The organism is Bartonella sp. AA86SXKL (assembly GCF_042196885.1).
In genome coordinates this window covers 25233-38375 of sequence record NZ_JBHIRE010000015.1, presented here as the reverse complement: position 1 = coordinate 38375, position 13143 = coordinate 25233, and the positions used below count along the sequence as shown (strand labels likewise).

The 13143-nt window shown below is 36.5% G+C and carries 9 protein-coding genes and 2 pseudogenes; 2 read left to right on the top strand and 9 right to left on the bottom strand.

What is annotated here, in order from left to right; all coding sequences use genetic code 11:
• Positions 1–893: 893 nt before the first annotated feature.
• The 4 genes and pseudogenes from ACFIO5_RS07195 to ACFIO5_RS07180 all read right to left on the bottom strand — a co-directional run.
• A pseudogene (locus ACFIO5_RS07195) lies at positions 894–1685 on the bottom strand (autotransporter outer membrane beta-barrel domain-containing protein); the annotation flags it as partial.
• A 532-nt stretch (positions 1686–2217) separates the two neighbouring features.
• Positions 2218–3189 carry a WD40 repeat domain-containing protein gene (locus ACFIO5_RS07190; protein ID WP_375633825.1) on the bottom strand — a complete coding sequence of 324 codons (972 nt, stop codon included), beginning with the start codon at positions 3187–3189 and terminating at the stop codon, positions 2218–2220.
• A gap of 10 nt (positions 3190–3199) precedes the next feature.
• Positions 3200–4228: a CobW family GTP-binding protein gene (locus ACFIO5_RS07185; protein WP_375633824.1), complete on the bottom strand. Its 1029-nt coding sequence runs from the start codon at positions 4226–4228 to the stop codon at positions 3200–3202.
• A gap of 21 nt (positions 4229–4249) precedes the next feature.
• Entirely contained in the window at positions 4250–4993 is a 744-nt protein-coding gene (locus tag ACFIO5_RS07180; protein ID WP_375633823.1) for a creatininase family protein, read from the bottom strand.
• 1465 nt (positions 4994–6458) lie between these two features.
• On the opposite strand from ACFIO5_RS07180, the gene ACFIO5_RS07175 reads away from it, so the two are divergent.
• Positions 6459–6815, top strand: coding sequence for a hypothetical protein (locus ACFIO5_RS07175; protein WP_375633822.1), 357 nt, complete (start codon positions 6459–6461; stop codon positions 6813–6815).
• 809 nt (positions 6816–7624) lie between these two features.
• On the opposite strand, the gene ACFIO5_RS07170 is transcribed toward ACFIO5_RS07175, so the two are convergent.
• Entirely contained in the window at positions 7625–8959 is a 1335-nt protein-coding gene (locus ACFIO5_RS07170) for an NAD(P)H-dependent oxidoreductase (protein WP_375621599.1), read from the bottom strand.
• 163 nt (positions 8960–9122) lie between these two features.
• Between ACFIO5_RS07170 and ACFIO5_RS07165 the strand changes: the two genes are divergently transcribed.
• Complete coding sequence (locus ACFIO5_RS07165) at positions 9123–9602, top strand: MaoC family dehydratase (protein ID WP_375621600.1); 480 nt, start codon at positions 9123–9125, stop codon at positions 9600–9602.
• Positions 9603–9773: 171 nt separating this feature from the next.
• On the opposite strand, the pseudogene ACFIO5_RS07160 reads toward ACFIO5_RS07165, so the two are convergent.
• The 4 genes and pseudogenes from ACFIO5_RS07160 to ACFIO5_RS07145 form a co-directional block, all read right to left on the bottom strand.
• A pseudogene (locus ACFIO5_RS07160) lies at positions 9774–10072 on the bottom strand (integrase); the annotation flags it as partial.
• A gap of 441 nt (positions 10073–10513) precedes the next feature.
• Positions 10514–11173 carry a methionine ABC transporter permease gene (locus tag ACFIO5_RS07155; RefSeq protein WP_375609233.1) on the bottom strand — a complete coding sequence of 220 codons (660 nt, stop codon included), beginning with the start codon at positions 11171–11173 and terminating at the stop codon, positions 10514–10516.
• Positions 11166–12200 (bottom strand): methionine ABC transporter ATP-binding protein, encoded by a 1035-nt coding sequence (locus ACFIO5_RS07150; protein WP_375612288.1) that lies wholly within the window; start codon positions 12198–12200, stop codon positions 11166–11168. The genes ACFIO5_RS07155 and ACFIO5_RS07150 overlap by 8 nt, the downstream gene beginning before the upstream one ends.
• Positions 12201–12227: 27 nt before the next feature.
• On the bottom strand, positions 12228–13046 hold the full coding sequence (locus ACFIO5_RS07145) for a MetQ/NlpA family ABC transporter substrate-binding protein (protein WP_375618539.1): 819 nt from the start codon (positions 13044–13046) through the stop codon (positions 12228–12230).
• Positions 13047–13143: the final 97 nt, after the last annotated feature.

Genomic DNA, 13143 nt, shown 5'->3' with positions numbered 1-13143 from the left:
GGAGATGTCACTTATCAGCATAGATTTAAGAAAATTGGTTTTTCTGGAACGAGTTTCTCTGCTGGATTGCGCCACCTCTTTTGATGAGCTGCAATATGTATTTTTAGTTAAAAGGCAGAAGATTTTCGGCCTTTTAATGTATTAAAATTTATTTTGCTTCATCAATATGGTTATTTTTTGATATAAAAGATTACAATAGATGCTTTCTTTTATGCGATGAGAAATTTTTCTAAAATTTTTGATGTTAAGATATGAGGACAGATTTCATTGTGAATATGAAAAGTTTGAATGCTGAATGCTTTCGGCATAATCTTTCAAAAGAGACGATATAGGTGGTTGTTTTTGTCCATTTCTTTATTCATTTTTATAGATCATAAGTTTAGTCTTTATGAGTTTTATGCATTGTTTTGAATTTTGTTTTAGAACTTTATTCACGTTTATATCATTTAATACGCATATTATTTGTTTCTTTTTTAGGATGTTTACTTAAGAATTTTGGATAGATACTTATTTTTAGAACAAAAAGAGGGAGTTTGAGGTCAAATTATAATAAAAGTAAAGTATGCTTTATCGTGTTGTTATGGTTGTTGTTTTGTAAGTGATAGGTGGCAGAGAAATTTCGATAAGATACAGGATATTATTTTCATTGCGGTCATGCGCGGATATCACCATTCTTTTTTCAGCATTCAATATTTGCGCAGATTTTAGCACTCGAGAATGTTCATAAGAAGTAATTTACCTTTTTTCAAAAGTCCTTCTTTGCATGCCAGCTTCGTTTGTGATGGACAAGGGGTTAATTGATTAAATATAAACAGGTTTGAAATGAAAGAAATTTATAATATTTAGTTTTTATTCAATATCTAAAATGATGAATGAGCATTCTGAATTATTGCATGAAATTTTCCTAAATCAATATCACGCGTCTTATTAAACTGAAGATGCTGATAAACAACCTGAATCTGCGGAGCAAAAACAACACCTTTATACCCTGTTGCAAACGTTCTGCCACTCGTTAAAGAACCGCTAAACTGTTTACCCTTGGCAATAGCTTTACCCCGTGCTCGTGTCAAAACATCACCTTTAAAAAGGCCATACGATAACACCCCATCCATATAAAAACCGGTATCATGCTGCAAACTTCCATAAGCCCCAACAGACCATTTATTAAATGCGCTTTTTTTGCTTTGTTCAACATCCTGAGGGTGTAGAGAAAGATTTCCATAGTTCCCCAAAACTTCAAAGAATGTACGACCATATAAACTCTCAATCTCATTTAACAAAACACCTGCTTGAAATGCATTATAATCGAGCTCAGCACCATAGCCATATTCAAAAGCAGATAAATTGGAAGCATAATGATGGCTCCCCCCATAAGCACGCAGAAAAAAGGCTGTCCTTTTATCATCTTTCCCAAAGAAATGAAAAGCATTCCGCATTGTCTCTAACGTCTTATTTTGCGTGGTCATATCCACTAAACCAGCATGAAATAAGGCATTTGGCAAAAGAAGATAAGTTGGAACCTGTGGAACAACCGCTCTAATTTGGAGATTAGACTGAACATCAAGCGGTATAGAGAGATTAGACGAAGGATTAACAGGGGCAAAAGACCCAGAAGGCTTTGGTTTAACAAGGGCAGAAGGAGAAGGAACAGAATCCGGAGATGAAGGAGATACCGTAACAGAGGGCGGTAATAGAAGCTCCATGAAATGATTATTAGATGGAATTTTCTAGGCAAGAAACTGAAGTGTAGAAGGCTGCTCGTAGGAAACTTTGCCCTTTAGAAGGGGAAATCAAAAAATTTTTTATTTAGGAAAATAGTGTTGCATTCCCTTCTTCTGATCGTAGGAATAAATCGTTGTTTTAATGATGATATCAGCTATTTTTTGCCAAATTTTTAAGAAAAATGCTTTTGTGGAAGTATGTAGCCTATATAGATGTTTATAGGGAGATGGGGGGCGGTCTTGAGGGTGATGTTTTTATTCTTGTATGGGGGTAGCAATGTTAAAAGGTCAAAAAACATGTTTAAGGTATTTTCTTGTCTAAAGGGGGGGAGGAAAGGAAGAGGGAAGATTTAATGATTACGAAGATTTTAGGAGATTTTGGGGGGGAGATTAGGGAGATAGGATTTCTGAGAGCTCTGGAGATGCACGGGGATAAGATTTCTGGAGGATTGTGTGGGCATTTTTTATAGGCGATAATTGCGCTTGTCGGTGTAATTTAATCAGCGATATTGATTATACCACATTCACCATTTTCGCTACCGAAGGAGAGGTTTTGCCCTGCTTGATCCCAGTTAAGTGCTGAGATAGCGCTTTTCCCACAACCTTTTAGAAGGACTTCTTTTCCATCATGAAAATGTGCCGCTAAAATCATTCCATCATTGAAGCCTATTGCTACAATTTCTTTGTTTGGGTGGCATGAAACGGTGCTAACAAGTGCATTTGCTCGTGTGCCTAGTTCTAGTGGTGTTTTTCCTATGGGGCCATCTTTTGTATGAAAGGGCCAAACAATTGCGGCAGAGGCACCTGATGTTGCTAGCCATTTTCCTTTTGCGCTCCAAGACCAGCTTTTGACTTTGCTTGGATAGCCACTCATGCGGAGGTGCTGATTATCAGTGAGACGCCAGCCATGCAAGGCGTTTTCTTGCATGGTGGAAATGACATAGCGGTTGTCTGGTGAAAAGGTGACACTACAATGAGCTCCTTTCCATACCAATGTGGTGGGAGATATTTGCGTTGATAACCAATGAAGAGTGACTCCATTGTAATGGGCAACGGCAAGTCGCAAACCTTTTGGGGCAAAAGCAAGGCCTTCTACACTGCGTTCATGTGTGAGCTCTTGTCGTTCTTTTCCAATATGCGCAAATGCGAGGCGTGAAGAGGAAAAAGCAAAAGCTTTTTGTGGACCAAAAGCAACGTTGTTTATCCATTTGCGTTCTTTTTGGCTTAACAATTCCGTGTGATCTGCTGCGGTTGTTTGACAGACTTTTCCATCTTCTCCACCGGTGATGATCGCGGTATTGTCATGGGAAAAATGGCTTGAAATTATTCCTTGGTGAACTTCAACGATTTGTGGGGTTGGATTAAAAAAAACAATGAAACCTTCTACGGAAACAAAGGCTGGTTTATTGCCTATAAAACCGCAGGAAAGGCAGTAACTTTTGAGATCATAATGGGTAATGTTTGGCATTATCACTCACTTATGCGCAATTTTCAAAACCAGTTTTTAATTTTTCAGCATCAAGAGAGCGTCCTATAAAGACAAGGCGGCTTTCTCGTTTTTCATCTTCACGCCATGGGCGTTGATGTTGTCCTTCAAGAAGCATATGTATCCCTTGAATGACGTAACGATCATCGTCTCCTTGAAAGGCGATAATGCCTTTAAGACGCAAGATATCAGGCCCTTGTTGCTGTGTAACCTGCTGGATCCAAGGGAAAAACTTTTCTGGTTGCAGAGCATCTGTTTTTAAACTTACAGAAGTGATGGTAATATCATGAATGGTGGATGCGTGATGATGGTCATGATGACAATCGGGACCGCACACATGGTTGGCATGTTGGTGTGCATGTTCGTGATCGAGAAAATGAGGTTCATGATCGAGAGTCCGTTGGAGATCAAAAAAACCACGATTAAGGAGTGTCTCAAGAGGGATATTGGTGCGCTGTGTTGTATAGAGTATAGCGCGAGGATTAATGGCCAGAATAAGGGATTCAGCATGGCTGCGTTCTTGTGGGGTGACAAGATCAATCTTATTTAAAAGAATAATATCCGCGAAAGCAATTTGGTCTTCAGCTTCACGACTTGTTTTTAATTGAGAGGGAAAATGCTTTGCATCAACGACTGCTATGACACTGTCGAGAGCTGTTTTTTCATGGATAGTATCATCCATGAAAAAGGTCTGTGCTACGGGAACGGGATCAGCAAGCCCTGTCGTTTCTATAATGATCGCATCAAATCGATGAGAACGTTGCATCAGACTTTCCAGAATGCGAATGAGATCACCACGCACGGTGCAGCAAACACAGCCATTATTCATTTCATAAATTTCTTCGTCTGATTCAATGATCAGGTCATTATCAATACCAATTTCACCAAATTCATTGACAATGACGGCATAACGTTTGCCATGATTTTCATTGAGAATGCGGTTGAGAAGGGTGGTTTTCCCAGCACCAAGATAGCCTGTGAGAACCGTAACGGGAAGTTTTTTGGGGTGTATCGTTTCCATGGAGAGACCTTTTATTGTTCTTTATTGCCATGTGTTTATGTTAAATCGATTGATATCATCAAGTAAATCACGAAGCTGAGACAGAACATGAGAAAAGATTGCTTCACCGGCTTGTGGTGTTGCTTTGCTTGCATTTCCTGCTGCACCTTGCGTGTTCAGATCTCGCATTGTCCAACCAAAGGCATGAGGACCATAAGCACGTAAATACCGATAATTGGCAATCATATCCGCTTGTTTATTATGAAAATTTTCTGCCTTTTCCATATGGACTTTTTCTGGTGCTAAATAGAGCATGAGAGAGGTTTCGATAAAGCCTCCATGGATATCAAGATGTTGTTGAGATGGCTCCATGAGACCTTGTGGTAAACCAAAACGGCTCCAGCTTGTTGCTACAGCGAGCATGGAAAGGCGCCTTCGTAATTCGGTGATAACAATGCTCATTAAAGGTGAATTTCCTCCGTGAGCATTGAGAAGAAGAAGACGGTTGATCCCTTTGTGATAACAGTTTTCACCAATCTTTATCCATCGCTTAATCGCATCAGAAAAGGTAAGGGTTTGTGTACCTGTAACATCCATATGTTCTATAGAATAGCCAATCTTTTCAACCGGTAAAAGTGCGATATGAAACTGCTCTTTTGTTTGTAAAGTGAGAGCTTTTGCAAAAGCTTCAGCTATAATCCAGTCGGTTTCGAAAGGAAGGTGCTCTCCGTGATATTCGTGTGCGCCCAAAGGTAAAAGAGCGAGAAAAGGCCTGTTAGATACCATAAATTATTGCCTAAAAGAGAAGTTAACATAGACAAAGTGATCGAAGGTGCTGTCACTATTTAATCTATCTATAAGAGAAACGCAAATAGGCGTCTTTTTACATCACATATGGATGCATAAAAATGAGAGCTTTGTTAAAAATAGAGAAGCTTTTATTGAGCAAAGCCAACGCAATTTTTCTGTAATATGAGGCAATATTTCTCAAGATAGTTATCTTTTGTAATTATTTCTGATGTATATTCTAATTTTTAATAAGTAAATATTCATACATATTAAATTCTTATACATCAAATAATGAAAAATATTTTCATTATTTATTGAAATATGTAATTTTTTAGTAAGTTTATCTATTCCTTTTATTTAAAGCATTTGATCAATTCTTTATTATTATTTATTTTGCACAAATTGCAGACAGTTATGTGAATATTGCCAAAAATTTCTTTCAAAGAGAATTATTTTTTACTAATACAGAGTAAATATAATTACTCAAAATATAAATAAGGCTGCGCTCTACAATATTGACGAAAAATATGGAATAACTTTTATGAAAATTAAGAAAGAAAGTTTTTTCAGTATTTTGGGGGATCATCTCATTTTTCATGACTCTCTTTTTATGTAATTTTAGGTAGTTTTTTGGTGCTCTAGTGTTGCTTATAATATTTTTGTAAATCTGATAGATTTATTTATTTTATGCGTTTGTTTTGTTAGGTTTGAAAGTCAATATTTTGAGTTTTTTATGCTGTATGAGATAAAGGAGCTAAATTACCTTTTTGAAGATGCTATGCACTATTTTCTTTATATATCAGTAAAAGTTGAGAATCATTTTATTAATGTCTTTTCTATTTGAAAATAGAGATCTTAATTTCTTTTTACATTTTATAACTGTTTTATAGAAAAATAGTACACTATTTAAAGTTGTTTTATTAGGATAGATTTGTTTTAGATCAAGTTTTTATTCGATACTAATTTTATTTTTCAATATTAATGATGAGTGATATAATAAAAATCCATTAAGTACTATTTCATTTTTATATTTATTGAAATAATAGACAATCATATATCATTATATTGGAAGTTTTAAATTTTATAGTTCTTTAAAATTAATTACATTTCAAATTATTTATAAAAGCTCTATTATATAATTTTTTAAATGAATTTGTTTCGTAATATTTCTTATAATAATAAATTTAACAAATTATTATTATTTTTAATTATAGCAATAAAAATAAAAAAATATTACTGTTGGTATCTTAAGTTATTATTGCGTAAAAGGAATAAATTATTTTTATCATTTATTGTTTTTTATATTTACATGTAATACATAATGTGTTATATTATAATAACAAAATTACATATAATATTTTATTATGTGCAATTATATAAATGATTAAATATAATTTTTGGTTTTTATATATGTGAATATTCTTTCATTTTTTCAGTGAAGAAAAGAGGAGCAAAGAAAGCTATGTTTAAAATATTTAAAAATCGTGTATGTTCATTTACTTTTACACTATTTATTCTCTTTTTTGTACAAACTATAGAGGGAAATGCAAGTTTTGTAAAAAATCAATTTCAAGAGAGAGTGGCAGTTACTATTTCTACACTAGAAAAAAATGTAGCTATTAAAGCTGTGGATAGAGCTGTTATTCAAGGCGTTGAGGAACAAGATGGCATTGCTTTGGGGAAAGTTGAAAAAGCTGCTGCTTTTTCAGGTGCAGCCTTTTGGGGGGGAATAGGTATTTTATCACTTCTTGCTTCTTTATGTGTTGGGGATGTATTAGGTGCTGTTGTATCTCTTTGGGGAATATTTAGTACACTTTAGTAGGAAGCTCATCGACAGAGTCGAGGATTTTTTTGTTCACTTCATTATTTTTAAAAAATAAATATTTTATTATTTATACTATACTAGATAATAAAATCACTACTCTTAATATTAAATGTAGCTTTTATTAACATTATTAAAGTTCAAGATCCTACATTTATGTTTTTTTTTACAAATTAGTGTAACCTGATTTTTTTACAGTTTATGGTTATTTTCTAGTAATAAGGATAGTATACTTACTATCTTTATCAGTCTTTTAATATTGTCTACCTTTTCTCATATGAAGATTATTCATCAAAGGTATATTTTATCCTTTTTAAATTTTTTTATCTTTCATAAGGGGATAAAATAAAGAATATCCCTATATCCATGGCTCTCATGCAATAAGAAAAATGAGAAATTATTATTTATCATTTTAAATTTGTTTATGTTAAATCCATCAGAAGTATTTTTTACGTATAACAAGTTGCGTTCGTGTATGGATAAAATTATTAAAAAAAAAGAGTAAAAATTCTTCTCATGAATCATCTCTAAGGTTCAAGGACTGTTGTAGTATTGGAAAATAAATGATGGTGCTGGTTTGTATCTTCATAGAGTAAAGATAGTGATACACAATGAATCTTATGCCATCTCATAGGGTGGTTTATACTGTCGCATTTACGGGACATATTGTGAGAGGGAAGTGGTGATGTGCATCGTTGGAAAATGCTTTTATTAAAACATAAACCTGTATTTGCGATAGAAGTGTATTCTGGGTTATTCTGTTGCCTAAGGGAAGGATACTGTTAAGTAAGGTAATTCAGGAGTATTTATAGCTTAGCGGAAGAAGGGCAATGAAGTAAAAGGTCTTGTTTAGCACGAAGACGTGCAATCCATTGATCTTCACGAATAGCAGTATTATGTACTGTAATGAGTTCGTTTTTTTTAATTGCAGCTGTTACTGTTGCTTTTTCTAAAAGGCCACAAGGAATGGCGTGGTGAGCGCGTGCTTCTGCGATGTTCATTATCCAAGCACGATAAGTATAAAGACCGATAAAGTCTAGCTGATCACCTGGATGTAAATCTTTTTTAGCAACAGCACAGACTTCTACTACGGGATGGCTAAGAGGGACCATATCTTTTTTGCCATAAAGCATAATACGTGCGCAGGTGAGGGGAACTTCCATTGCTGTTAAATGATAGGGGCGATGAAAGGTGAAGTAAGGTCCCTGGCCAATTTTTAAATCTTCCATACGTTCGCGTAAACGTGGGTGTGCTATTTCGGCAATGACAAAGACACCAGGTGAAACACCTTGACCTATTGAATAATCTACAACACCATATTGCTGTAAAATGCCCCCATCTTGCTTTGGAATAAGCACTTTGTTTAAATCTTGTAGCGCTGCTCGTGGTCCATGCATTCCTGGGCAATCGGGGAGAAGTCCGGTGGCATTGGCAATGGCTGCCATTTCAACCATCGTTTTGGAACCATCAATAAATTCAACCAACATGCGCACATTCATATTACGCCGGAATGCTTCTTCTTCGTAAGCGTCAGGTGTAGCATCAAAGCGCAGAGGATTATTTTTTCCTTTACCCGCTACAACAATCTTATGTCCAAGGGCTGAAACAAATTCTATGAGTTCCATACAAGAAGTAGGTTCATCGCCGGCACCAAGTGTATAAATGAGCCCTCGTTTTTCTGCTTCATGTTTGAGATAAGCGCCAATTGTAACATCTGCTTCAACATTCATCATGACAAGATGTTTGTTATTCTCAAGCGCTTTGATACCAATCTCTGCTCCTGCTTCGGGATAGCCTGTTGCATCAACGATAATATCAATTTGTTCATGGCGCAAAACAAGGTTAATATCATCTGTTGCTGCAATCAAACCCTTTTCAATGCTTTGGGTGAGAGCATAAGTATTTTCAACTTCACAGACATGTCCATCTTCGCCATAGGCTAGTGTAGCGGCATCAAAAATACGTGACGGTGTCCTCGTGGCTACAGCAGCGACTGTTATACCATCCATATGCGCAATACTTGATAATAAATCTGTGCCCATTTCACCACAACCAATCAGTCCAATACGGATGGGGGGATGGTTTTCTGCACGTTGTTTCAAATCATGTGCTAAACCTGTTAGGTTCACATTGCTTGCCATTCTTTTTTCCTATTTGAAAACTATTCTGCTAAAGAACTTTTCTCATTCATAAGGTGCATTTGTTTTTAAGACAATTAATCTTTTATTCTTGATGCTCTAATCAATGGATTTTATAAAAGCAAGAGGGGTGGTTTCTTTTATCAAATAAAATAGGAATAGCGTTATGCAGCAAAAAATAACAGTACAAGATGTCACCAGTTTTATTGGGAAAGAAGTGGGATTATCGGAGTGGCGTCTTGTTACACAGGATATGATTAATCAGTTTGCATGTGCTACAGATGATCATCAATGGATACACGTTGATGAGGAAAAGGCTAAAAAAACACCTTTTGGCGGCACGATTGCTCATGGTTTTTTAACATTATCGCTTTTGTCTAGGCTCGCTTATGAAGCTCTTCCAGAGTTAGAAGGGAGCACAATGGGGATTAATTATGGTTTCGATAAAGTACGCTTCATGAGTCCTGTGAAAACAGGGGTACGGATACGTGCGCGTTTTGTGTTAGACGACGCAGAAATTCGTCCTTCTGGTCGAGTGGTTTTCCATTATGGGGTTACGGTGGAAATTGAAAAGTTAAAAAAACCAGCTCTTACAGCTCAATGGCTTATTGTTGCTGTTGTGGAAGAAAAACCTTCCAATATCTAGATTATTTGAGTGCTTTATTTTATAAAATTTTTATACAATTCTATTAGAAGTTTCTTCAATGATGATATTGAGAATAATCTATAGGATGATAGATATGGTGGAGCTATCATAGCGTTGATAGCCATAGCGGGTTGCTATCTTTCCTAGATCGTTTTGAAGAGGAGTTTCCTAATGAAGATAGTGCATTGCTTCACGCTTTTGTTTATAGCGTTCTTTAATGGGATCATACCCATCACGTAAAACAGAACGCTTCAAATGGAATATACTTGCGTTGCCAATTCACGGGTTTATTTTAAAGCAACATCTCTCAACGCTCGTCACACCCATTTCGCAATGGCGCCTGTGAATAGTATAACGATAAAGCCATTGAGCACCCCTATCTTTATGCTTGTGAAGAAGAAAATCGGCACCATCATATTATATGCTAGCCGCCAATGTTAAGACAGGTCTTGGCGCTTGAGATAATTCATAAGAGGCATGCCTTTCTTTCTTGTATAGTTTTACTCACACGGCTCTTTCCGCTTTTAACGTGCAAGCAAGAGGTTTTGGTTGATTCTATATGGAACAAATTGGGAATGAGAGGATCTTACGGTATTCAGAGTTCTCATTCAATATGAATAACGCCATATTATCATTATAAATTCAATGTGTTATCTAAGGTTGGGAAAGGTCGTGACCAATGTCTTAATTTAAAGAGAGTTTCACATACTGTGAGATCTCTTATTTTATCCCCTTTTATATTAAAGCCATTAAAACTATTTTCTTTCATGTTACAAACGGATGGGGAGAGATAAAAACTGTTTAAGAAAAAAGTTTCTAATCTCTTATGAGTGTTTTCGATAGGCAAGGGTTGGTGCACTTGGAAAGTGGCAAAGAGGATGATGGTATTGGCATGTGAAATTCTAAGTCTTTTAATGTTTTGTTTTATCAAGTTTTTGTACGATTTTATCAGAAGTCCATTGGGTTGTAATATTGAGCACGATCAAAAGGATGATGACGATGGTCATGATGAAGGTATTGTAGCGTTGGTAGCCATAGCGGATTGCCATATCCCCTAAACCGCCTCCACCAAGATATCCAGCAAGTGAGGTGGCTCCTATAAGAGAAATGACCATGACTGTAAAACCTGTAATCAGGCTAGGGAGAGCTTCAGGAATAAGAACATGTCTGATAATTTGAAGACGACTTGCACCCATAGAGCGGATCGCTTCAATGAGACCGTTTTCAACGGTTTTAAAAGAGAGTTCCGCCATGCGAGCATAAAAAGGGATAGCTGAAATGGTCAGTATAAAAATTACAGCAGGCATTCCTATCCCTCTTCCTACAACGATACGCGTAACGGGAAGAAGATAAAATGCAAGAATAATAAAGGGAATGGCACGAATACTGTCAATGATCATGCTTAAAGGGCGATTGATGAGAGATGAGGAAAAAATCCCTCCGCGTGCTGTTGTGTGAAGAAGAAGACCAAGGGGAAGCCCTATAATAAATGCCATAACAGAAGCACTAAGTGTCATCAATATTGTATCAATAACAGCTTGGGGAAGTTCATGAGACAGAACATTAAACATAGCCTAAGACCTCACAATATCGTCCTTTTTTCGTTAACCATTGAACAGCTTTTTCTAAAGCTTCTTTATCTTCTCCAGGAAGAGCCAAGAAGAGTCGCCCGATGGTTTCATCTTGAACTGTATCAATGCCACCATGCAAAATACGTGCTTTTAAACCACTCTCATTTTCTAGAAGATGAAGAAAAGGCTGCTGGGCAATTTCACCGGCAATATTAATTTCAATGACAGCTTCTCGTCCGATTGGTTTGAGATTTTTCGCAAATTTTTCAGGAAGTTGCGGGGTTACAAGCTTGAGCATGGCTATGGTTGTATCGTCTTGCGGTGATGTAAAGATGTCTTTCACACGTCCTTCCTCTACAATGTTTCCCTGATTAAGAACAACAACGCGATGCGCTATGGTGCGCACAACTTCCATTTCATGGGTGATGAGCACAATCGTGAGATTGAGGTGTTTATTAATATCAGCAAGGAGCTCTAGAATAGATTGTGTTGTTTCAGGGTCAAGAGCAGAGGTGGCTTCATCTGATAACAATATTTTAGGATTAGCAGCAAGAGCGCGTGCAATGCCAACGCGTTGTTTTTGCCCTCCTGACAATTGTGCCGGATAGCAATATTCTTTCCCAGATAACCCAACCAATTCAATCAGTTCAAGGGCACGTTTGTGGCGTTGTTTTTTACTTACACCACTTAATTTAAGCGGCAATGCAATGTTATCAAGAATATTCTGCGATGAGAGAAGATTGAAATGTTGAAAAATCATCCCAATTCGTTGACGGTAAGGCGCCCATTCTATCTCTGATAGATTGGAAATATCAACACCTTCAAAAAAAATGGACCCTGCATCAATCTTCTCTAACCCATTTAAACAGCGAATAAGTGTTGATTTTCCTGCTCCACTGCGCCCAATAATGCCAAGGATTTCACCAGCATGGATATTTAAAGAGAGATTATTAATTACCGGAACACCAGCCGTTTTGTTAAAACAACGGCTGATGTTTTTTAAGGAGATAAGAGTAGGTTTTTCCATTCACAATTACTCGGATATTTGGCACAATTACCAAGATGTTTGGGCGGTATTGCCAAAAATCTCTTTGATTTTTGCACGGATAAGATCGTTGTTGTAAGCGGCAACTAATTTTTTAACCCATGGCTCATCTTTTTCGCTCGTGCGTACAACGATGATATTATCATAAGGATTATTTTTTGCGCTCTCCCATGCGACTACATCTTTTTCGAAGTTTAATCCGGAAACAATAGCCCAGTTTGTGTTTATAATTGCAAGGTCAAAATCGTCAATAGCTCGTCCTAACATACCAGCATCGAGCTCACGAATTTGCAGGTTTTTAGGATTTTCGATAATATCAAGTGGAGATGCAAGAATATTATGAGGATCTTTTAACTTAATGAGACCTAAAGAATTGAGAAGAAGTAAGGCTCTTCCACCATTAGATGGGTCGTTCGGAATACCAACATGTGCACCATCACGAAGATCTTTTAAGTCTTTTATTTTGTGTGAATAAACACCGATTGGAGCAATAAATGTATAGCCGACAATTGAAAGTTTATAGCCACGTTGTTTCATTTGTTCATTAAGATAAGGGGCGTGCTGAAAAGCATTCGCATCGATCTCTCCTGCGTTAACAGCATCATTAGGCAAAGCGTAATCAGAAAAATAAACGAGTTCAATATCTAAACCGGCTTGTTTAGCCTGTTCAGCAGCAGTTTTCCAAATAATCGCATCCCGCCCTTCCATAATACCAAGTTTGATTTTTGTTTTGTCTGCGGCCATGGAAAAAGCAGTAGACAAAAAAAGTGCAAAGAGAGAGAGGAATAATCCTATAATCCGACTACGAGAAAAATTTTTTAATGTCATATGCTTTTAACTTTCTTTTTCGAGAAATTTTTTGAGGGAAGTTTCAATATACTCTGTATCTTTTTAGGCAGATTTAAAGTTATACAAGCTTTAGAGA

Coding starts and splice junctions, on each gene's coding strand:
- ACFIO5_RS07175 (WP_375633822.1), top strand. CDS start 6,459: ATGTTTAAAATATTTAAAAATCGTGTATGTTCATTTACTTTTACACTA.
- ACFIO5_RS07145 (WP_375618539.1), bottom strand. CDS start 13,046: ATGACATTAAAAAATTTTTCTCGTAGTCGGATTATAGGATTATTCCTC.
- ACFIO5_RS07180 (WP_375633823.1), bottom strand. CDS start 4,993: ATGGTATCTAACAGGCCTTTTCTCGCTCTTTTACCTTTGGGCGCACAC.
- ACFIO5_RS07150 (WP_375612288.1), bottom strand. CDS start 12,200: ATGGAAAAACCTACTCTTATCTCCTTAAAAAACATCAGCCGTTGTTTT.
- ACFIO5_RS07155 (WP_375609233.1), bottom strand. CDS start 11,173: ATGTTTAATGTTCTGTCTCATGAACTTCCCCAAGCTGTTATTGATACA.
- ACFIO5_RS07190 (WP_375633825.1), bottom strand. CDS start 3,189: ATGCCAAACATTACCCATTATGATCTCAAAAGTTACTGCCTTTCCTGC.
- ACFIO5_RS07165 (WP_375621600.1), top strand. CDS start 9,123: ATGCAGCAAAAAATAACAGTACAAGATGTCACCAGTTTTATTGGGAAA.
- ACFIO5_RS07170 (WP_375621599.1), bottom strand. CDS start 8,959: ATGGCAAGCAATGTGAACCTAACAGGTTTAGCACATGATTTGAAACAA.
- ACFIO5_RS07185 (WP_375633824.1), bottom strand. CDS start 4,228: ATGGAAACGATACACCCCAAAAAACTTCCCGTTACGGTTCTCACAGGC.